Consider the following 19,809-nt stretch of genomic DNA (forward strand, 5'->3'; position numbering starts at 1 on the left):
TGACCGGGATGTGGCGCCTTGTCCTCACGTCACCGTAGCAACGCCCCTCCAGGGCGCCTCACCCGGGGCGGGTGACCCGCGACCGGCCGGACCGTCAGGGCAGAAGGCCCAGGTCACGGCCGCGCCGGACGGCTCCGCGGCGCGTCGTGACGTCGAGCTTGCGGAACACCGACTTGAGGTGTGCCTTGACGGTGTTCACCGACACGAACAGCTCGCCGGCGATCTCGGCGTTGCTCTGCATCGTCGCGAGCGCGGTGAGGATCACCAGCTCCCGGTCGGTCAGCGCCATGACCAGCGGTGTCGGCTCGGTGACCGGCGCCCCGCGGCCGAGGTGCCCGCCGATGGCCACGGCGAGCTCGTCGCTCCGGCGCGCGACGGCACGGTCGACCGCGCTGCGCAGCGGCGCCGGCCCACGGACGACGAACGGCTGCACCAGCCGGGCGTCGGCGGCCTCGTCGAGCGCCTGCCGCGTCCACGCGTCCGCCCCGGCCGTGTCGCCGACGAGCTCGGCGGTGCCCGCGAGCACGAGCAGCGCCTCGACCCGGGTCAGCGGCAGCAGGTCGACGCCCGCCGCGAGCACCTCGCGCGCGGCGGCGACGGCCGCCGTCACGTCGTGCCGCGCGAGCGCGGTCCTGGCCTGGCACACCAGCAGCACCTCGCGCGTGGTCCGCGCCGGCGGCGACAGCAGGTCGGGCCGCTGGTCGTGCGTGAGGGCGTGCACCGCCAGGTCGGTCGCCGCCCGCGCGAGCAGGTCGCCCGCGACCGGCGGCAGCGGGACGTCGGTCGCGTCCCGGCACGCCTGCTCGAACGCCACCCGCGCGGCCCGGATCCGACCCGACGCCACGGCGACCCGCACCTGCAGCGCGTGCAGCGCGACCAGCAGGACGGGCTCGTCGCCGCCGACGTCGGCCGCGAACCCGTACGCGAGCGTGCGGTCGGCACCGTGCCAGTCACCCCGCACGAGCGCGGCCAGCGCGGACGCCGCGTAGGCGGGGCGCAGGTGCTCGTAGCCCTGCCACCCGGCGTTCTCGGCGAGCACCAGGGTGCCGTCGGCGCGGCGCGCGGCGTCGTCGTACCGGCCGTCGATCGCGTCGCACAGCGCGAGGTACGCGTGGCCGTTGAGCGTCGTGAGGCTCGCGACCGTCGGGTCGACGTCGCGCAGCATCCGGTCGAGCTCGGCGCGCGCGAGGTCGACGTCGCCCTCCCAGCACAGGCCGGTGGCCCGCAGGTCGTGCACCCACGTGCCGTAGTGCTCGAACGCGGGGAACGGCCACGCCGTCCCGTCCAGGACGCGGGTGGCCGCCGTGGCCGCCGACACCGTGCCCGGCAGGTCGCCACGACCGAGCGCGACGTGCGCGGCCAGGATCTCGACGAGGACGTCCGCGGCGGCACGGTGCTCGACGGGCAGCTCGTCGAGCAGCGCACGGGCTCGCCGCACGTGCAGGTGCCCGGCCGGGATCCGTCCCCGCACGCACGCGTCCGTCGCGGCGCACAGCTCCAGCAGCGCCGACTGCGGGGCGTCCACGAACGGCACCCGTCGCGCCGCCGAGAGCACCGCCTCCCGCTGCGGCCCGGCCACGAGCGCCGCACCCGCCTCGACGAAGATCTCGCCGAACAGGTCCCACGACCCGGCCGAGGCGGCGTGGTCGAGCGCGTGCAACGGGTCGCCGTGGACGACGAGCCACCGGGCGGCCCGCACGTGCGCGTCCCGGAAACCGGCCGGGTCCTCGAACCGCAAGGTCCCCATCAGCATGTCCCGCAGCAGCGGGTGGTACCTGTAGCCCCCGCCCAGCGGGGTCACGAAGTCGTTCGACGCGACGAGCTCCGCCAGGTACCGGTGCGCGGGGGCGCCGGGCACGATCGCCTCGGCCAGCTCCGGCGTGAGCGTCGTCGCGACGCTCGTGCGGACCAGGAAGTCGCGGACCTCGGGCTTCTGCGCGGCCAGCACCTCCTCCAGCAGGTACTCGCCGACCGCCCGGTCCGGGTCCGGCAGACCCGTCGGCGTGCCCGTGCGGGGGTCCGCGGGCTGCCGCAGCCCGAGCCGCACACCCACCGGCCAGCCCTCCGTGCGGTCGAGCAGCACCCGGCTCCCCGCGGCGGACAGCGGCACCTGCTCCGCGGCGGCCAGGGCCTGGACCTCCTGCGCGTCGAAGGCCAGGTGCTCGGCGCGGACGTGGTCGACGCGCCCGTCGAGCGACATCCGTTGCAGCGTCAGCGGCGGGTCCGCCCGCGTGACGACGACGACGTGCAGCGGCAGCGCGTACCGGACGAGGTCGCCGACGGCCGCGAGCGCCTGCGGGTCGTGCACCACCTGGAAGTCGTCGAGCACCAGGACGACCTGCTCGGCGAGCTGCTCGAGCAGGTGCAGCAGCCGCGTCGCGAACGGCGCGGTCACGGTCGGCGGGACCCGGAGCCGCATCAGCTCGTGCTCGGCCGGCACGGCGCCGCTCGCCCGCACGGCCTCCACGACGCGCAACCAGACGGCGCTCGGCGTGTCGTCGCGCGGCTCCAGCACGACCCAGGCCGTCCGGACGTCACGGTGCCGGCACCAGGACGCGACGGCCGTCGTCTTCCCCCAGCCCGCGCCCGCCGCCACGACCGTGAGCCGGTGCGTGAGGACCCCGTCCAGCCGGGCCTCCACGCGGGCCCGCGTGATCGCCCCCGCGGGCGCGGGGACCGTCGAGGTCCGCGCACGCCCCCCACCGCCGCTCGCCCATCCCACCCTGCCGGAGACGGAGAACTCAGCGGCGCCGGACGGTCGGCCAGGAGCCGGCCCGACGGTGGCCATATCGGGAGACTAGCCACACCAGTACCCATTTCGGGTGATGAGGACCGTCGACGCGTGAGTGAACACTTTCGGCACCGGCACTGGAGGTGTGATGCCCGCGCAACCCGTCGAGGTGACCGTGCTCGGCACGCTTCCGGCGCGGTCGGTGCTCCGCCTGCGGGCCCACGGCGTCCGGGACGCCCACCGGCAGACCGTCGTGCACGGCACCGTCCGGGACACCGCTGCGCTGCTCGGCCTCGTCGAGCAGGCGCACGCGCTCGGGCTCGACGTCGTCGGCGTCCGGCGCACCACGCCGGTCGGGCGGCGGACCGACGGGATGGGCGTGGCGCTCGTGGTCGCGGGCGGGGTCGGTGACGTGCTGCTGTCGATGCTCGACCACCTGCAGGACCGGCAGCGCCTGCGCTGCACGGCGCTCACCGTGCGCCAGGACGCGTTCGACGAGGTCCTGGCGTGGCTGCGGGCCCACTCCGTCGCGGTCCTCACCACCGCGGCGCCACTACCACCCGTCACGGGTGATGCCTCCGACGACGCCGCTGGCGACGCTGAGGAGGCGACGGGACGAGCCGCACGGGCCACGGCGCGGACGAGCGCGGTGCCGGCTGACGAGGAGGACGACGTGACCGACCAGGACGACTCGCGAGACCTCGGACCCATCGACTACCTGGTGGTCGAGTTCCCGCACAACAAGCTCGACGGCACCGCGTTCCCGCTGCTCATCGACCTCGTGGACCGCGGCATCATCCGCATCCTCGACCTCGTCTTCGTCGAGAAGCAGGACGGCACCGTCCGCGCGCTCCAGATGCACGAGGCCGCCGAGGGCGGCGGCGAGACCGACCTGTCGATCTTCGAGGGCGCCGCGTCAGGGCTGCTCGGGGACGACGACGTCGCGGAGGCCGCCGCCGCGCTCGAGGACGGCTCCGCCGCCGCGATCCTCGTGTACGAGAACGCGTGGGCCGGACCGTTCGCCGCGGCCCTGCGCCGCGGAGGCGGCCAGCTCGTCGCGACCGGCCGGATCCCCGTGCAGTCGATCCTCGCGGCCCTCGACGACCTCGACGAGAGCTGAACCCTTCATCGTCACGAGCACGCACCTGCCAGGAGGAGGACACCATGCCGGGTCTCATCCGCGGGGTCGCCCGCACCGCCGTCGTCGCCGGGACCGCGAGCGCCGTCTCGGGCCGCGTGCAGCGCCGCCAGCAGGGACGCTGGGCCGCGCAGGACGCCGCCGCGGCCGGCTACCCGCCGCCGCAGCAGTCGTACGCGCAGCCGTCCTACTCCCCGCCGCCGCCCCCGCCGCCCACGTACGCGCAGCCGGTGTACGTGGAGGCCCCGGCACCCGAGGGGCCTGACATGGACACGAAGATCGCGCACCTCAAGCAGCTCGCCGAGCTCCGCGACCAGGGGGTCCTCACGCACGCCGAGTTCGAGGCGCAGAAGGCGCAGATCCTCGCGAGCTGACCGCGCCACCCTGACGGCCACCGTTCCCGGTGGACGGGCGGCCGGCGGCCCGCCTCGACATCGTCCGCCCCAGCGAGCGACAGGGTGACGATGGACGTCTCGTTCGTGCTCGAAGCGGTCGTCGTCCTCGCGGCGATCGTCATGGGGACGCGCTCCGGCGGCGTCGGGGTCGGTGTGTGGGGCGGCCTCGGCGTCGCCGTCCTCGTGTTCGTGTTCGGGGAGCGGCCCGGGGAGCCGCCGATCGACGCGCTGCTCATCATCCTGTCGGTCGTCACCGCCGCGTCGCTCATGCAGGCCGCGGGCGGCATCGACTGGATGGTGCAGGTGGCCGCCCGGGTCATCCAGGCCCACCCGCGGCAGATCACGGTCCTGGCACCGCTGACGGCGTTCGCGTTCTCCATCGGGTCCGGGACGGGCAACATCCTGTACCCGCTGCTGCCCGTCATCTACGACGTGTCGTACCGGAACCACATCCGGCCGTCGCGGCCGCTCACCGTGTCCGTCGTGCAGTCCGGGATGGCGCTGGCCGCGTCCCCGGTGTCCGCGGCGATGGCCGCGATGCTCACGCTGACCGACGTCGCGCCGTACGACTTCGGGCTCGCGCAGATCCTGTCCATCACGATCCCCGCGGCGCTCGCGGGCATCGTGGTGACCGCGCTCGTCGTGGGGCGGATGGGCAAGGACCTCGACGACGACCCGGAGATCCAGGAGCGGATCCGCTCCGGGGCGCTGCCCGACCCGGACGCCGCCGGTGAGACCGTCGAGCTGACCTCGACGACGGCCGGGCGCAACTCCGCGATCGTGTTCCTGCTGGGTGTCCTCGCGATCGTCGCGTTCGGGCTGTTCCCGGACCTGCGGCCGTCGTTCGCCGAGGAGGGCGGCGAGGCGGTGCCGATCGACATGACGACGACCATCGAGCTCGTCATGTTCACCGTCGGCGTGCTGATCATCCTCATCGGCCGGCCGAAGCTCAGCGAGGTGCCGAGCACGTCGGTGTTCAAGAGCGGTCTCGTCGCCGCGATCGCCCTGTTCGGCATCGCGTGGCTGACCGCGACGTTCATCGCGGCCCACGAGGAGTACATCGTCTCGACCGTCGGCGCCTGGGTCACCGACTGGCGGTTCATCTTCGCGGTGGCCGTGTTCCTCGTCGCGGCCCTCACCACCAGCCAGTCGACCGCCACCCGCACGATCGTGCCGATCGGCCTGGCCGTCGGGCTGTCGCCCGCGCTCGTCACCGGCATGTGGGCCGGTGCGCTCAACGGCATCTACACGCTGCCGGCCAACGGCACGCAGATCGCCGCCGCGAACTTCGACCTCACCGGGTCGACGAAGCTCGGCGGCAAGCTGCTCGACCACTCGTTCTTCGTCCCGATGCTCGTCATGAGCGCGGTGTCGATCGGCGTCGGCGCGCTCATCGCCGTCGTCCTGTACTGATCCCTTCCTGGAGGTAGGCCGTGGATCCCACCGAGGCCAGCACCCGCGTCGCCGCCGTCCTGCCGGGGGTCCTCACGGACCTCGAGGAGCTCGTCGCGATCCCGTCGATCGCGTTCCCCGGCTACCCGCCCGAGCCCGTGCACGCGATGGCCGCCCGTACCCTCGAGCTGCTCCAGGAGGCCGGGTTCACGAACGCGTACCTCGCCGACGTGCCGCACGGGTACCCGCCGGTCGTCGGCGAGATCCCCGGCCCGCCCGGCTCCCCCGTCGTCACCCTGTACGCCCACTACGACGTGCAGCCCGCACCCCCGACGCAGGGCTGGACGACGGACCCGTGGGTCGCGACCCGCCGCGACGACGGCCGTCTCTACGGGCGCGGCGCCGCCGACGACAAGGGCGGCCTCGCGATCCACCTCGCGACGCTGCGCGCGCTCGACGGGACACCGCCGTGCACGGTCAGGCTGGTCGTCGAGGGCATGGAGGAGACGAACAGCAACCTCGAGGAGTTCGTCGAGGCGCACCCCGAGCTGTTCCGGTGCGACCTGTTCGTCGTGTGCGACATGGGCAACCTGCGCGTCGGCGAGCCGTCGCTGACCGCGACGCTGCGCGGCGACGTCGCGTGCGTCGTCACCGTCTCCACGCTCTCGTTCCCGCTGCACTCGGGCGTGTTCGGCGGGCCGGCGCCCGACGCGATGATGGCCCTCGCGCGACTGCTCTCGTCGCTGCTCGACGACGCCGGCGACGTCGCTGTCGAGGGCGTGACCCGGTTCGACTGGACCGGGGCCGAGCAGTCCGAGGACGAGTTCCGCGCCGGCGCCGGGCTGCTCCCCGGCGTGCGGACCGCCGGCACCGGCTCGATCTCGTCGCGGCTGTGGTCCCGGCCGTCCGTGTCGGCCATCGGCGTCGACATCACCTCGATCGAGGGCTCGTCGAACGTGCTGCACCCGTCGGCGCGCGCCAAGATCTGGATGCGCGTCCCGCCCGGCGCCGACCCGGCCGCCGAGCTCGACGCGCTCGTCCGGCACCTCGAGACGCACGCGCCGTGGGGCGCGCAGGTCGTCGTCGAACGGACGAAGGCCGCCCCGCCCTTCACCGTCCCCACCGACGGGCCCGGGTACGCCGCCGCCCGGCGTGCGCTGCGCGCCGCGTACGGGACGGACGCCGGCGACGTCGGGTCCGGTGGGTCCATCCCGCTGCTCCAGACCCTCGCGTCCGTCTCGCCCGGGGCCGAGTTCGTGCTGTGGGGGCCCGAGGACGTCGCGCTGTCCCGGATCCACGCGTCCGACGAGAGCGTCGACCCGTCCGAGATCGAGCGGATGGCCGTCGCGCAGGTGCTGCTGCTGGAGGAGCTCGCGGCGGGCTGACGCGGTTCGTCGTCCGGCCCGTCCGGCTGGCTCCACCGTGGGCTCAGCCGAACGCCGCGCCCTCGATCGCGCTGTTCGGCGACGGGTCGGGCAGCCGCCGCATCCGCAACCCGTTGACGACCCCGGCGAGGCCGACCAGCAGCGGCACGAGCAGCGCGATCTGCAGCGCCCGCGGCCGCACGTCGGTGTTGATCTGCACGATCTCCGCGGCGACCTCCGGCGGCTCGTCGGCGAGCAGCTCGTTCAGCTGGGTGTTGCTCATGAGCTGGGCGTCGTCCTCCAGGACCGTCGCGACCTGCTCCTTCTGCGCGGCGTCGAGCACCGTGCTCGCGTTCGTCTGGTTCGTGAAGCCGAGGGACAGCGCGGCGAGCAGCAGCCCGCCCGCGAACGCCAGGCCGAACGACAGGCCGAACGACCCGGCCGCGGAGTTCACGCCCGCGGCCTCGCTCACGTGCTCCTCGTCGATGGGCGACAGCGTGTAGTTGTTGAGCTGCGACACCAGCAGGCCCAGGCCGGACCCGAGCACCACGAGCGGGATCGCCAGGTACCAGCCGGACGTCGCACGCGGCACCACGAGCAGCAGCCCCACGACACCGACGACCACCAGGACGAACCCCGTCAGGATGATGTCGGCCGGCCGCCGGTTGCCCGAGCGTTTCCCGGCGAGGATGGCCAGGGCGAACATGCTGAGCGAGAGCGGTGCGAGCGAGAGGCCCGCCTCCATCGCGTCGTACTCCAGGACCATCTGCAGGAAGATCGGCAGCGTGATCATCGCCGCGCCGAGGGTGATCTGCTGGAACATCTGCTGGGTCACGCCGATCCGGAACAGCGGCAGCCGGAACAGGTTCGGGTCGAGCAGCGCGGGCTTGCCGGCCCGCTTGCGGCGCACCAGCCACCGGGCGAGCCCGAACAGCGCGACCGCCCCGACGAGGATCAGCGCGCCGACGGCCTCGCCGCCCTCCTGCCACACGAGGATCCCGAGCACGACACCGCCCATGCCGAGCGCCGACAGCGCCGCGCCGACCAGGTCGATCTCCCGGGGACCGGTGTACGGGACGTCCTTCACGAGCCCGATGCCGATGAGCACGACCGCGATGATCGCGGCCTCCAGACCGAACGCCACCCGCCACGACAGGTACGTCGTGATCGCGCCGCCGAGCAGCGGGCCGATGGCCGCGGCGATCGCGGCGGACGCACCGACGAGCGCGTACACCCGGGTCTGGGCCGCGCCGGTGAAGTTGCCGTGGATGAGCGACTGCATCGACGGCAGCAGCAGCGACGCACCGAGCCCCCCGATGATCGCCCAGAAGATGATCACCGCCGTGAGGCTCTGCGCGAGCGTCATCGCGACGGCACCCGTCGCGTAGCCGAGCAGCCCCAGCACGTACGCGCGCTTGCGGCCCGCGAGGTCCCCGATCTTGCTGCCGATGAGGATGAACGCCGCGGAGACCAGCGCCTCCAGCGCGATCGCCGACTGCACACCGCTCACGGTCGTGTCGAGGTCCCGCACCACCGCCGAGATCGACACGTTCATGAACGACGTGTCGACCACCAGCACGAACATCGCCATGGCGAGCAGCACCGCGAGGCGCTTGTCGAGCGGGGCCTCCGTCGGGGGATGCGGTGCGTCGGCCACGTCGTGCTCCGTCCGTGGGTCTGGTCCGATCCTGCCGAGCGTCCCGCCTGGCATCCCGAGGGGCGTCACCCGTTCCGGGTGGTCCTGGCGGGGCGCGGCGCTGCGAGGATCGCGACGTGGGGACCCTCGCCGCGGGTTGGACGGAGCGGACGGTCCGCGTCGGCGGCCGTCAGATGTTCGTGCGCACCAGCGCCGACGTGCCCGACGCGACACCGATCGTGCACGTGCACGGGTTCGCGATCTCCGGGACGTCCCTGCTGCCCACCGCGGAGCGGCTCACCGGCCGGGCGACCAACATCGTCCCCGACCTGCCGGGCTACGGCCGCAGCGAGCGCCCGGAGGCGACGCTCGGCATCTCGGCGCTCGCCGAGACCCTGCTGGAGTTCCTCGACGCGTCGTCGCTCGACAAGGTCGTGCTCGTCGGCAACTCCATGGGCTGCCCGGTGATCCTCGACGTCGCGCACATCGCCCCCGACCGCGTGCAGGCCGTGGTCCTCGCCTCTCCCGCCGGCGGCGTCTGGAACCAGCCGCTGGGCCGGGGGCTCATGCAGCTCGCGCGCGACGCCGTGCGGGAGAGCCCCCGGATGGCGCGACTGGCGGTGCCCGACTACTTCAGGTTCGGGCCGCTCAACGCGTTCCACCTGTTCAGCGAGCTCACGCGCTTCCCGTCGCAGGAACGCATCCTGCGGACCCCCGTGCCCACGCTCGCCGTCGTCGGGAGCCGCGACCCGCTCATGCCGCCGCCGTGGCGGGTCATGGAGGTCGCCCGGCTCGCCCCCGAGCACGTCACGCTCGCCGTCATCCAGGGCGCCGCGCACGCGATGAACTTCAGCCACCCCGGCGAGCTCGCGCACGTCATCGGGTCGTGGCTGGACGGCCGGGAGATCGTGGACAACCCCGACGAGCCGGGGATCTCCCGTGTCCTGCAGGTCCCCCGCTCCTGACCAACTCGAGCCGCCGTCCCGCCCGCGCGGCCGCCTGGGCGCCTCTGACCTGCGGGGGCGTCGGGGCACGACTACCCGCCACGGGTGAGGATCGCTCGGCCGTCGCGGGCCACGGTGGTGGCAGACGCCGGAGCCCTACCCGGCGCGGGCTTGAGGAGGCCGCTCGTGAACAGCTTCTGGGACTGGTTCTGGCTCATGGTGTGGTGGTTCGTGTTCTTCATGTATCTGATCCTGCTGTTCCAGATCTGCGCCGACCTCTTCCGCGACAAGGCGACCAGCGGGTGGGCGAAGGCGTTCTGGGTGATCGGGCTGATCGTCTTCCCGTTCCTGATCGCGCTGATCTACATCATCGCCAGGGGCAAGGGGATGGCCGAGCGGCAGACCGCGCAGATCGTCGAGTCGAAGGCGGCGACCGACGCCTACATCCGGCAGACGGCGAACGCGTCACCGGCGGCGGCGATCACCGAGGCGAAGAACCTGCTCGACGCCGGGGTCATCGACCAGGCCGAGTTCGCCCAGCTCAAGGCGAAGGCGCTCGCCTGAGCCGTCCGGGTCTCGGCGTCCGGGTCTCGGCGTCCGGGTCTCGGCGTCCGGGTCTCGCTGAAGGGTTCGTCGCGTCAGGCGCGACGAACCCTTCAGCATGTCGGCGTGCGAGGCGGCCGTCCGCGTCGGCGACCGGGCGCCGTCGGGAGGTCTTGAACGGAACGGATCATTCCGCTACGCTTCAACAGGCGGAACGATTCGTTCCGTTCCGGACTTCGACCGAGGAGAGACCGATGACCGCCACCACCCTCTGGCCCGTCCTCGACCACGCGCACACGGCCCTGCGCAGCGTCCTCGCGGACCTCACCCCCGCCGACCTCGCCCGCCCGACGCCGTGCACCGAGTGGACCGTGACGCAGGTGCTGCAGCACGCCGCGGGAGACCAGCGCGCGTACGCCGCCGCCATCACCGGTCACGGCGGCCCGACGGAGAACCCGTTCGACCCGTCCGGCACGCTCGACGGCACGCCCACGGCGCTCGTCGAGCCCGCGCTCGTCGCGTCGGCCGACGCGTTCGCGACCGTCGCGGCCGACGCGCCCACCCCGACCCCGCTGCCGCACGGCGCGCTGCCCGCACCCGTCGCCGCCGGGGCCGCGGCCCTCGACGCCGCCGTGCACGCCTGGGACGTCGCCGTCGCCACGGGCCGGCCCTCGCCGCTCGACGACGCGCTCGCCGCCGACCTGCTCCCCGTCGCCCGCGCGATCGTCGAGCCGCTGCGGCAGTACGGCGCGTACGCCGCCGCTCTCGACCCGGCGCCGGGCGACGGCCCGTCGGCCGAGCTGCTCCGCTACCTGGGCCGCGACCCCCGCTGGACGCCCTGACGGCTGACCCCGTCGACCGGACGCAGCCGGGTCCGCGGCTTCCGGTCGGAGCCACGGACCCGGCTGCCCCGTCGACGGCTGAGCGGCGGGAGGTGACCGCTCAGCCGCCGGTCCTCAGCGGGTGTAGACGTTCGGCTGGGCGGGCATCGTGAACGGCGTCCCCAGGAAGAACCCCGGGTGCGGCGGCTGGTTGTACGCCGTGTTCTGCCACGCGATCGCGGTGCGGTACTGCTGGTCGTGCAGCAGGGTCCACAGACGGGTGGTGGTGACGGTCGGCGTCGCGTAGATCCGCAGGGCGGAGTCGTCGGACGTCGGCCAGACCACCTCCTCGCGCCAGTCGCCGAGCAGGTCGCCGGACAGGGACGGCGTCGACTTGGTGCCGTTGTTCGAGTGCACGCCTGACGCCGTCAGGAGGCGGGTGTCGCCGCTCGTCCCGTACTTGTCGACGTGCGTGCCGTCGAGCAGCTCACGGGTGGTGTCGGCGTCCCACCAGGCCAGGAAGTTCGTCGACCCGGGCTTGCGGCCGATCGCCGCGCCCGTGGTGTCCCGCAGCGACGAGTCCGACGACGACCACGACTCGGCGCCCGCGCTGCCCGACCAGATGTCGCCCGAGACGCCGCGGCCGTTGTCCGTCGTCGCGGACGTCTTCCACAGGATCTGGCCCGTGCGCGCGTCGGCCATCCAGGAGTCCGGCTGGCTGGCGTCCTCGGTGACCTTGAAGTACTCCAGACCGGGACGGCCGGGGATCAGGTCGCCGAGGTGGGCCGCGTCGCCGTGGCCGGTCCGGGTGTTCCACAGCGGCTTGCCGTTGTCGTCGATCGCCATGGCCCCGTACACGATCTCCTGACGGCCGTCACCGTCGACGTCGGCCGTGATGAGCGCGTGGTTGCCCTGGCCGGCGTACGTGCTGTTGCCCGAGTCGTTCGAGTCGAACGTCCACCGCCGCGTCAGCTTCCCGTCGCGCCAGTCCCACGCCGTGATCACCGTGCGCGTGTAGTAGCCGCGGGCCTCGATGATCGACGGTCGCTGGCCGTCCAGGTACGCCGTGCCGGCGAGGAACCGGTCGACCCGGTTGCCGTAGGAGTCGCCCCAGCTCGACACCGTGCCGCGCGGCGGGACGAAGTCGGTCGTCGCGAGGATCGCGCCGGTCCGGCCGTTGAAGACCGTGAAGTACTCCGGGCCGGACAGGACGTAGCCGGACGAGTTCCGGTAGTCGGCGCTCGCGCTGCCGATCACCTGGCCCGTGCCCGACGTGGTGCCGTCGGCCGTCTTCATCGCGACCTCGGCGGTGCCGTCGCCGTCGTAGTCGTACACCTGGAACTGCGTGTAGTGCGCCCCGGCGCGGATGTTGCGGCCCAGGTCGATCCGCCACAGCCGGGTGCCGTCGAGCCGGTAGCCGTCGACGAAGACGTTGTCGGTGACACCCGACTGCGAGTTGTCCTTCGCGTTCGTCGGGTTCCACTTCAGGACGATGTCGAGGTCGCCGTCGCCGTCGAGGTCGCCCACGCTCGCGTCGTTCGCCTCGTAGGCACTGCCCGGCTTCTGGATGGGCACGTCGAGGTAGCCGTTCGAGAACTTCAGGGCCGCGGCCGAGGCGGCCTGCTCCGTGCCGTTGACGACCGCGCGGACCGTGTAGCTCGCGTCCGCTGCGGCGCCGCTGTCGAGGTAGTTCGTCGACGAGGTGATCGGGCTGGAGTTGAGCTTCGTGCCGCTGCGGTACACGTTGAAGCCCGTGCTCGCCGGCTCGGTGCCGAGCAGCCGCCACTGGACCAGGTTGCCGCTGCCCGAGCGGACGCTGATGAGGCCGCGGTCGAGGTTCTCGGCCTGCCAGGCGGTGCCCGACGGGGGCGGCGGGGTCGTCGGGGAGGCGGTGGGGGTCGGCTCGACGGTCGGGGTGGTCGTGGGGGTGGTCGTCGGGTTCGTCGTCGGGACCGTGCCGGTGCACGTCGTGCCGTTGAGCGCGAAGCTGGTCGGCACCGGGTTGCTGCTGCCGTTCCAGGTCCCGTTGAAACCGAAGCCGGCCGAGCCGCCCGACGGGATCGCGCCGTTGTACCCGGCGTCGGTGACCGTGACGTTCGACCCGGACTGCGTCGCGGTGCCGTTCCACGCCTGCGTGATCGTCTGGCCCGCGCCGAACGACCACGTCAGGCGCCAGCCCGAGACCGCGTCGCCGACGTTCTCGATCTTCACGTCGGCGCCGAACCCGGTGCTCCACTGGTTGGTCACCGTGTACGTCACGCGGCACGCGACGGCCGCCGAGGCGGTGGCCGCGCCGACCAGCCCGGCGCCCGTGACCCCCAGCCCGGCGGCCAGCACGGTGGCGACCAGCCCTCGTCCTCTGGACATGGCATCTCCCTCGACGGTGTCCGGATGGCGCTTCCCGGCGCCGGGCCCGACCGTAGGCCGCGAGGTGGGCCACCCGCGGCCCTGTGAACCGTTTCAGGCCGATGGGTAACGATGTCGCCGGCCGCCGAGACCACCATGAGCGCCGCTCCGGGGGTGCGGAGGAGCACTCATGGTGGTCTCGACCGCCCCCGGCTCGGCGGGAGCCGGGGGCGGGGGCGGGTGGGCCGGGGCGACGCGCGGCCGGGGAAGAGCGTCAGGCGTCGGACGCCGGAGCGTCGGATGCCGCAGCGTCGGCGTCCGCCGGCCCGCCGGGCGTGGCGCCCGCGAGGATCAGGTAGAGGTCCCGTCGCGCGGCGTCGAGGACCGTGAGCGCCTGGGCGACCTGGTCCTCCGAGCCCGTGCGGGCGACCTGGACGGCGGCTCCGCCGAGGGCGTCGAGGGCGGCGCGCAGGGCGCGGCCCGGGTGGGCGGGGCGCCCGGCGGCGTCCTGCCAGGGCGTGCCGAGCGAGGTGGCGTTCGCCTCGACGTACGCGACTCCCTCGGTCGTCAGGCTGGCCATCTTGCGGCCCGACTCGGCAGTGAGGGCCACGAGGCCCTCGTCCTCGAGGAGGTTGAGCGCCGGGTAGATCGCACCGGGGCTGGGCCGCCACTGGCCGCCCGACCGGTCGAGGATCTCCTGGATGAGCTGGTAGCCGTGCATGGGCTGCTCGGCGAGCAGCAGGAGGATCGCGGCGCGGATGTCGCCGCGGCCTGCACGGCGGCCGCCGGGTCCGCCGCGGCGGCCCTCGAAGCGGGGGCCGCCGGGTCCGAAGCCCGGGCCGAAGCCGGGGCCGAACCCGCGACCACGCTCGGGGCCGCGGCCGTAGCCGTGCCCGTGCTCGTGGTCGTGCCCGTGCTCGTGCTCGTACCCGTGGCCCTGGTCGGGTCCGGGGTGTCCGCCGCGCGGACCGCCCGAGCGGCGCGGGTCGCCGCTGCGCGGGTCGAGACCGGTGTCGTCGGACGGGGAGCCGGGGAAGTCGTCGCGGCGACGGCGGGGGCGCCACCCGCGGGTGGCGTCGACGTCGGGCGAGGTGGGGTCGTAGGGCGGCCGGGGGCCGCGTCGGGGGTGTCGGTCGTGGGGGTTCATGGGGTGCTCCTGGGTTCGCGGGAGGCCCGGGCCGGTCGGCGGGGGCCGTGCCGCGGGGCCGGGCATGCCGTGCATGTCGCGGCCGGGCGGCCTCCGGGAGGACGCGTGTCCTCGACCGGATGCCGTAACGATATATCGCTGACCTATCGTTGGCAACCCTATCGATACAGTCCGCTCAGAGCCGGGCGAGCACCGCGCCGCCGTGGACCGCGAGCACCTGGCCCGTCGTCCACCCCGCGTCCGGACCCGTCAGGTACGCGACCGCCGCCGCCACCTCCTCGACCGTCCCCGGCCGGCCCGCAGGGATCCGCGCCACCCGCGCCCGTCGCTGCTCGTCGTCCAGCCGTCCGTCCCAGAACTCCGTGTCCGGGACGAAACCCGGAGCGACCGCGTTCACCGTGATGCCGTCCCGGGCCACCGACCCCGCCAGCCCCGTGACCCACGAGTTGATCGCCGCCTTCGCCGCCCCGTACGACCCCGCGCCGCGCAGCGCCGCCACCGAGCTCATCGCCACGACCCTCCCGCCCGGCCGCGTCAGGTGCGGCAGCAGCGCCTCGCCGAGCAGCACGGTCGTGAGGACGTTCAGCCGGAACTCGTCCGTCCACAGCCGCGCCGTCTCCGCCAGGCCGTCGCCCTCCCGCTCGAGCATCCCGCCGGCGTTCAGCACCAGCGCGTCCACCGGCCCGCCCTCGACCACCCGTCCCGCGAGCGCCGCCACCTCGTCGGGCTCGCGCAGGTCCGCCGTCTCGACCGTCACGGCCGACCGGCCCGCCGCCGCGTCGACCTCCGCGGCCGCCCGCTCCAGCACGTCCCGTCGCCGCCCGACGACCACCACGTCCGCACCGTCGGCCACCAGCCGCCGCGTCACCGCGAGCCCGATGCCCGTCCCGCCACCCGTCACCACAGCTCGTCGCACGTCGTCCCCTCCCGGTCGCCGGGCCGGTCCCGGCACGTCCGTCCAGTCTGTGCAGCCGGCCCCGACGCCGCCTGTCGATTTCCGGGACCCTCGCGCGTCATCCCCCCGACGGGCACAGTGAGGGTGCTCGCGACGACGAAAGGACCGACCATGACCACGGCGCGCTACCTCGTCCTCCTGCACGGGGACGAGCACGTGTGGGCCGCCCGCGACGAGCGCCTGCGGGAGCGGACCGACGAGGACCACCGGATCTTCGGCGCCCGCTGCGCCGAGAACGGGCACAAGATCGTCGGCGGCGAGGAGCTCCAGCACTCGTCGACCTCGATCCTCGTGCGACGGCCGGCCGACGGGCCGATCCAGGTGACCGAGGGGCCGTTCGCCGAGACCGCCGAGCAGCTCGGCGGGCTCTACCTCGTCGAGACCGACGACCTCGACGACCTCGTCCAGCTCGTCGGCGCGCTCCAGCGCGAGTCGGAGACCGCCGAGATCCGACCCGTCGTCGACCACTCGGAGGTGTGAGCGATGTCCACGTTCGTCGTGCTGATCTACGAGGACGAAGAGGTCTGGGCGGCCGCCGACGAGGCGGCGCAGGCCGAGTACTTCCGGCAGCACCGCGAGTACTCCGCGCGCGCCGCCGAGCACGGGATCACGATCGTCGCGAGCGAGGCCCTGCAACGGGTCGCGACGGCCCTCACGCTGCGCCGGCCCGACGGCACCACCCAGGTCACCGAGGGCCCGTTCGCGGAGACCGCCGAGCAGCTCGGCGGGTTCTACCTGCTCGAGGCGCCCGACGCCGACACCGTCCTCAAGCACGCCCACCTGCTCCCCGCGCACTACACCCTCGAGGTGCGCGAGATCATGCAGCTGTGACGCCGTTGTCGATCGGCGGGCGGTCCGCACGTCATCTGGACGAACGGACGCACCGGCGCCCGTCGGACCGGGAGGACCCCCGATGACCGAGTACATGGTGATGCTGCACCGCGTCGACGAGCACGAGGAGGCCCTGCCGCCCGAGGCCCTCGCCCGGTCGTGGGAGGCGCACCTCGCGTTCCGCGCGTACTGCGACGCGCAGGGCTGGTCGGTCCGGAGCCAGGCGGCGCTGCGGCCCTCGCGACGGTCGCGGTCGGTCCGGCCCTCCGGCGACGGGTTCACCGTCACCGACGGGCCCTACGCGGAGACGGCGGAGCAGCTCGGCGGGTTCTACCTCGTGACGACCGACGACCTCGACGCGCTGACCGACGCCGTCGGCCCGATGCTCGTCAACGGCGGCACCGTCGAGATCCGCCCGACCGTCACGTACGTCGACGGCCGGCCCGTGCCCGAGGACCCCTCGCTCGTGGGGCACGCCTCGTGAGGTTCGTCGTGCTCGAGCGAGGGGCGTCGGTCGACGACGGCGGCCTCGCCTCCCGGGCCGCGCGGTGCGGCGTCACCGTGCTGGCCCGGGAGGTCGTCCGGCCCTCCGAGACCGCCACGACGGTGCTGCGGCGGCTCGCCCTCGACCGGCCGTCCGACGAGGGAGACGGGCCGCTCGCCGGGGTCCTGCTGCTCGACGCGCCCGACCTCGACGCGGTGCTCGACGTGCTGCCCGACACCGCGACCGGCGCCTTCGAGGTACGACCGGTGGCCGGATGACCGACGCACCCGCACCGACCACGTCGGCCGCAGCGGTAGCCGCAGCCGCGGTCGCCGAGGCCTGGCACGCCCACTGGTCCCGTCTCATCGGCCTGCTCATCGGCCAGTTCGCGCGGCCCGACCTCGCCGAGGACGCCGTGTCCGACGCGTTCGAGTCCGCCGCGAAGCACTGGCCGGTGGACGGCATCCCGACCAACCCCGGCGCGTGGCTGCTCACGGCGGCCCGCCGCCGGGTCCTCGACAGGCTCCGCAGCGAGTCCGTGCTGCGCCGGAAGGAACCCCTCATGGTCGTCGACGACGAGATGCGCGCCCTCGCGGCCGCCGCCGTCGACCCCGGTGCGCACGTCGCCGACGAGCAGCTCCGGCTCGTCTTCACCTGCTGCCACCCGGCGCTCGCGCCCGACGACCGCGTCGCCCTGACGCTCCGTTTCGTCGTCGGCCTGTCGACCGCCGAGATCGCCCGGCTGCTGCTCGTCCAGGAGACCGCGATGGCCGCGCGCCTGACCCGGGCGAAGAAGCGGCTCGCGTCGTCCGGCATCCCGTTCGCGACCCCGCCCGCCGCAAGGCTCGACGAGCGGCTCGACGTGGTCGCGACCGTCGTCTACCTCGCCTTCACGTCCGGCTACCACCCGGGCGTCGGCGACGTGCCGCTGCGCGTGGACCTCGGCGACGAGGCGATCCGGCTGCTGCGCGTGCTCGACGACCTCCTCCCCGGGCGCGACGTCGTGCGGGCCCTGCTCGCCCTGCTGCTCCTGCAGCACTCCCGCCGGGACACCCGCCTCGACGCCGAGGGCCGGCTCGTGCTGCTGCCCGACCAGGACCGCAGCCGGTGGCACCGCGACGAGATCGCCGAGGCGGTCGCCCTCCTGGCGTCCCGCGCGCCGGCCACGTCGCCGGCGGTCGGGCCCGAAGCGCCGGCCTCCCCCGACGACGAGGTCGACCGGTCCGCCCGCCGCACCAGCGCGCTCGCCCAGGAGTACCGGCTGCAGGCCCTCATCGCCGCGGAGCACGCGACCGCCCCCGCCGCCGCCGACACCCGGTGGGACGTCATCGCCGCCCTCTACGCCGACCTCGAGGCACTCACGGAGTCGCCGGTGGTCCGGCTGGCCCGGGCGGTCGCCGTCGCCGAGGCGTCCGGCCCGGAGGCCGGCCTGCAGCTGCTCGACGGCCTCGAGGACGCCCTCCCCCGGCACCACCGCGTCCCCGCGGTCCGCGCCGAGCTGCTCACCCGCGCCGGGCACCCGGCGGCGGCCGCGGCGGCGTACCGCCAGGCCCTCACCCTGGTGTCGAACCCGGCGGAGCGCCACCATCTCGAGACCCGCCTGGCCGCCCTGCAGGAGGCCTGACGCCCCCGCGCATCCGGGAGACGGCGACGGGCGACACCGGTCGGGTCAGGTCGCCACGAGCAGGTACAGCAGGGTCAGGTTCAGGGCGACGACCATCACGACGACCGTGATCAGCACGGCGTGCAGCCACGGGCCGTTGCGGGCGGTGCCCATCAGGGCGCGGTCCCGGGTGAGGCGGACCAGCGGGATGACGGCGAACGGGATGCCGAAGCTCAGCACCACCTGGCTGAGCACGAGGGTCCACGTCGGGTCGGCGCCCGCGGCGAGCAGCACCACGGCGGGGATGAGGGTGACGACGCGCCGGACCAGCAGCGGGACCCGGCGGTGCAGGAGGCCCTCCATGATCGTGGCGCCCGCGTACGCGCCGACGGAGGTGGACGCGAGGCCGGAGGCGAGCAGCCCGACGGCGAACGCGATGCCGACCGCCGGCCCGAGCGCGACGACGATCGCCGCGTGCGCCCCCTCGATCGAGTCGGTGCCGGCGGCCCCGCGCAGACCGGACGCGGCGAGCAGCAGCAGCCCGATGTTGACGAGCCCGGCGATGACGAGGGCCGTGCCGACGTCCCAGCGGGTGGCGCGCAGCAGCCGCACACGGGCGGACCCCGACGCCTTCCCGTGCCGGTCGCGGACGAGCGCGGAGTGCACGTAGATGGCGTGCGGCATGACGGTCGCGCCGAGCATGCTCGCGGCGAGCAGCACCGAGTCGGGCCCGTCGAACCGCGGGACCAGGCCGGACAGCACGCCGCGGGCGTCGGGCGGGCTGACCACGAGACCGCACAGGAACCCGATGGTGATGACGGCGAGCAGGGCGACGACGACCGACTCGAACCGCCGCTGGCCGTACCGGTTCTGCGTGAGGAGCAGCCCCATCGAGACGACCCCGACGATCACCCCGCCCAGCGGCAACGGCACGCCGAACAGGAGCTGCAGCGCGATGGCCCCGCCGACGACCTCCGCGATGTCGGTGGCCGCCGCGACGACCTCGGCCTGCACCCAGTAGGCGAGCCGCGGGCCCCGCCGCAGCCGGCCGCCGAGCACGCCGGGCAGCGAGTCGCCGGTGACGAGGCCGAGCTTCGCGGACTGGTACTGCACGAGCACGGCCATGCCGTTCGCGACGACGAGCACCCACAGCAGCAGGTACCCGTAGCGGGCGCCCGCGGTGAGGTTCGCGGCGACGTTCCCCGGGTCGACGTACGCGATGGCCGCGACGAACGCGGGCCCGAGCAGGAGGGGCGTGCGGCCGCGGCGCGGGGCGGGCCGGTCGAGGACGGCGGTGCCGGGGCGGCCGACCGCGGGTGGGGTCCCACCGTCGAGCACGTCGGCGACCGGCTCGTCGGCGACGCTGCGCGGGACGTCGGCGTCCACGGGACCTCCAGCAAGTTCGGTTACCCGAAACTCTACTCGTGGTCACCCACATCCATGCACCGGCGCGCGCCCGAGCGGCCCGCTGCCGCCCGT

At 74.2% G+C, this 19,809-nt stretch carries 18 protein-coding genes; 12 read left to right on the forward strand and 6 right to left on the reverse strand.

Features of this window, described 5'->3' with window-relative positions; translation table 11 throughout:
• Positions 1 to 94 precede the first annotated feature (94 nt).
• Positions 95 to 2,788 carry a winged helix-turn-helix domain-containing protein gene (locus tag Cch01nite_RS20815; protein ID WP_203758427.1) on the reverse strand — a complete coding sequence of 898 codons (2,694 nt, stop codon included), beginning with the start codon at positions 2,786 to 2,788 and terminating at the stop codon, positions 95 to 97.
• Between the two features lie 91 nt (positions 2,789 to 2,879).
• Here Cch01nite_RS20815 and Cch01nite_RS22830 point away from each other — a divergent pair, with 91 nt between their 5' ends.
• The 4 genes from Cch01nite_RS22830 to Cch01nite_RS20835 all read left to right on the forward strand — a co-directional run bounded on the left by Cch01nite_RS22830 (position 2,880) and on the right by Cch01nite_RS20835 (position 7,041).
• Positions 2,880 to 3,851: a DUF6325 family protein gene (locus Cch01nite_RS22830; protein ID WP_239071167.1), complete on the forward strand. Its 972-nt coding sequence runs from the start codon at positions 2,880 to 2,882 to the stop codon at positions 3,849 to 3,851.
• 44 nt (positions 3,852 to 3,895) lie between these two features.
• Positions 3,896 to 4,243: an SHOCT domain-containing protein gene (locus tag Cch01nite_RS20825; RefSeq protein WP_203758428.1), complete on the forward strand. Its 348-nt coding sequence runs from the start codon at positions 3,896 to 3,898 to the stop codon at positions 4,241 to 4,243.
• 90 nt (positions 4,244 to 4,333) lie between these two features.
• Positions 4,334 to 5,677 carry an anaerobic C4-dicarboxylate transporter family protein gene (locus Cch01nite_RS20830; RefSeq protein ID WP_203758429.1) on the forward strand — a complete coding sequence of 448 codons (1,344 nt, stop codon included), beginning with the start codon at positions 4,334 to 4,336 and terminating at the stop codon, positions 5,675 to 5,677.
• A gap of 20 nt (positions 5,678 to 5,697) precedes the next feature.
• A complete protein-coding gene (locus tag Cch01nite_RS20835) occupies positions 5,698 to 7,041 on the forward strand; it encodes a M20/M25/M40 family metallo-hydrolase (RefSeq protein ID WP_203758430.1) in 1,344 nt (447 codons plus the stop codon).
• A 43-nt stretch (positions 7,042 to 7,084) separates the two neighbouring features.
• Here the strand turns inward: Cch01nite_RS20835 and Cch01nite_RS20840 are convergent, their stop codons facing one another.
• The gene (locus tag Cch01nite_RS20840; RefSeq protein ID WP_239071174.1) at positions 7,085 to 8,611 is read right to left on the reverse strand and encodes an MFS transporter; all 1,527 of its coding nucleotides are present in this window, start codon (positions 8,609 to 8,611) and stop codon (positions 7,085 to 7,087) included.
• A 182-nt stretch (positions 8,612 to 8,793) separates the two neighbouring features.
• On the opposite strand from Cch01nite_RS20840, the gene Cch01nite_RS20845 reads away from it, so the two are divergent.
• From Cch01nite_RS20845 to Cch01nite_RS20855, 3 genes are all read left to right on the forward strand, one after another.
• Complete coding sequence (locus Cch01nite_RS20845) at positions 8,794 to 9,621, forward strand: alpha/beta fold hydrolase (protein ID WP_203758432.1); 828 nt, start codon at positions 8,794 to 8,796, stop codon at positions 9,619 to 9,621.
• 165 nt (positions 9,622 to 9,786) lie between these two features.
• Entirely contained in the window at positions 9,787 to 10,164 is a 378-nt protein-coding gene (locus Cch01nite_RS20850; RefSeq protein WP_239071168.1) for an SHOCT domain-containing protein, read from the forward strand.
• Positions 10,165 to 10,397: 233 nt separating this feature from the next.
• Positions 10,398 to 10,985, forward strand: coding sequence for a TIGR03086 family metal-binding protein (locus Cch01nite_RS20855; RefSeq protein WP_203758433.1), 588 nt, complete (start codon positions 10,398 to 10,400; stop codon positions 10,983 to 10,985).
• Between the two features lie 114 nt (positions 10,986 to 11,099).
• On the opposite strand, the gene Cch01nite_RS20860 is transcribed toward Cch01nite_RS20855, so the two are convergent.
• The 3 genes from Cch01nite_RS20860 to Cch01nite_RS20870 all read right to left on the reverse strand — a co-directional run bounded on the left by Cch01nite_RS20860 (position 11,100) and on the right by Cch01nite_RS20870 (position 15,373).
• Positions 11,100 to 13,331 carry a rhamnogalacturonan lyase family protein gene (locus Cch01nite_RS20860; protein WP_203758434.1) on the reverse strand — a complete coding sequence of 744 codons (2,232 nt, stop codon included), beginning with the start codon at positions 13,329 to 13,331 and terminating at the stop codon, positions 11,100 to 11,102.
• 253 nt (positions 13,332 to 13,584) lie between these two features.
• Positions 13,585 to 14,457, reverse strand: coding sequence for a PadR family transcriptional regulator (locus tag Cch01nite_RS20865; RefSeq protein WP_203758435.1), 873 nt, complete (start codon positions 14,455 to 14,457; stop codon positions 13,585 to 13,587).
• Positions 14,458 to 14,632: 175 nt separating this feature from the next.
• Entirely contained in the window at positions 14,633 to 15,373 is a 741-nt protein-coding gene (locus Cch01nite_RS20870; RefSeq protein ID WP_203758436.1) for an SDR family NAD(P)-dependent oxidoreductase, read from the reverse strand.
• A gap of 150 nt (positions 15,374 to 15,523) precedes the next feature.
• Between Cch01nite_RS20870 and Cch01nite_RS20875 the strand changes: the two genes are divergently transcribed.
• From Cch01nite_RS20875 to Cch01nite_RS20895, 5 genes are all read left to right on the forward strand, one after another.
• Positions 15,524 to 15,892, forward strand: coding sequence for a YciI family protein (locus Cch01nite_RS20875; protein ID WP_203758437.1), 369 nt, complete (start codon positions 15,524 to 15,526; stop codon positions 15,890 to 15,892).
• 3 nt (positions 15,893 to 15,895) lie between these two features.
• Positions 15,896 to 16,243 carry a YciI family protein gene (locus Cch01nite_RS20880; RefSeq protein WP_203758438.1) on the forward strand — a complete coding sequence of 116 codons (348 nt, stop codon included), beginning with the start codon at positions 15,896 to 15,898 and terminating at the stop codon, positions 16,241 to 16,243.
• A gap of 82 nt (positions 16,244 to 16,325) precedes the next feature.
• Positions 16,326 to 16,727 (forward strand): YciI family protein, encoded by a 402-nt coding sequence (locus tag Cch01nite_RS20885; protein WP_203758439.1) that lies wholly within the window; start codon positions 16,326 to 16,328, stop codon positions 16,725 to 16,727.
• On the forward strand, positions 16,724 to 17,005 hold the full coding sequence (locus Cch01nite_RS20890; RefSeq protein ID WP_203758440.1) for a YciI family protein: 282 nt from the start codon (positions 16,724 to 16,726) through the stop codon (positions 17,003 to 17,005). Before Cch01nite_RS20885 ends, Cch01nite_RS20890 begins: the two co-directional genes overlap by 4 nt.
• Complete coding sequence (locus Cch01nite_RS20895) at positions 17,002 to 18,351, forward strand: RNA polymerase sigma factor (protein ID WP_203758441.1); 1,350 nt, start codon at positions 17,002 to 17,004, stop codon at positions 18,349 to 18,351. The genes Cch01nite_RS20890 and Cch01nite_RS20895 overlap by 4 nt, the downstream gene beginning before the upstream one ends.
• A 45-nt stretch (positions 18,352 to 18,396) precedes the next feature.
• Here Cch01nite_RS20895 and Cch01nite_RS20900 read toward each other — a convergent pair whose 3' ends face one another.
• Complete coding sequence (locus tag Cch01nite_RS20900; protein ID WP_239071177.1) at positions 18,397 to 19,578, reverse strand: Nramp family divalent metal transporter; 1,182 nt, start codon at positions 19,576 to 19,578, stop codon at positions 18,397 to 18,399.
• Positions 19,579 to 19,809: the final 231 nt, after the last annotated feature.

The organism is Cellulomonas chitinilytica (genome assembly GCF_016862675.1).
GTDB classification, from domain to species: domain Bacteria; phylum Actinomycetota; class Actinomycetes; order Actinomycetales; family Cellulomonadaceae; genus Cellulomonas; species Cellulomonas chitinilytica.

Excerpts from the sequence above, each read along its gene's own strand:
- Cch01nite_RS20825 (WP_203758428.1), top strand. The coding sequence starts at position 3,896 with ATGCCGGGTCTCATCCGCGGGGTCGCCCGCACCGCCGTCGTCGCCGGG.
- Cch01nite_RS20830 (WP_203758429.1), top strand. The coding sequence starts at position 4,334 with ATGGACGTCTCGTTCGTGCTCGAAGCGGTCGTCGTCCTCGCGGCGATC.
- Cch01nite_RS20865 (WP_203758435.1), bottom strand. The coding sequence starts at position 14,457 with ATGAACCCCCACGACCGACACCCCCGACGCGGCCCCCGGCCGCCCTAC.
- Cch01nite_RS20860 (WP_203758434.1), bottom strand. The coding sequence starts at position 13,331 with ATGTCCAGAGGACGAGGGCTGGTCGCCACCGTGCTGGCCGCCGGGCTG.
- Cch01nite_RS20875 (WP_203758437.1), top strand. The coding sequence starts at position 15,524 with ATGACCACGGCGCGCTACCTCGTCCTCCTGCACGGGGACGAGCACGTG.
- Cch01nite_RS20840 (WP_239071174.1), bottom strand. The coding sequence starts at position 8,611 with ATGGCGATGTTCGTGCTGGTGGTCGACACGTCGTTCATGAACGTGTCG.
- Cch01nite_RS20885 (WP_203758439.1), top strand. The coding sequence starts at position 16,326 with ATGACCGAGTACATGGTGATGCTGCACCGCGTCGACGAGCACGAGGAG.
- Cch01nite_RS22830 (WP_239071167.1), top strand. The coding sequence starts at position 2,880 with ATGCCCGCGCAACCCGTCGAGGTGACCGTGCTCGGCACGCTTCCGGCG.
- Cch01nite_RS20815 (WP_203758427.1), bottom strand. The coding sequence starts at position 2,788 with ATGGCCACCGTCGGGCCGGCTCCTGGCCGACCGTCCGGCGCCGCTGAG.
- Cch01nite_RS20895 (WP_203758441.1), top strand. The coding sequence starts at position 17,002 with ATGACCGACGCACCCGCACCGACCACGTCGGCCGCAGCGGTAGCCGCA.
- Cch01nite_RS20855 (WP_203758433.1), top strand. The coding sequence starts at position 10,398 with ATGACCGCCACCACCCTCTGGCCCGTCCTCGACCACGCGCACACGGCC.
- Cch01nite_RS20880 (WP_203758438.1), top strand. The coding sequence starts at position 15,896 with ATGTCCACGTTCGTCGTGCTGATCTACGAGGACGAAGAGGTCTGGGCG.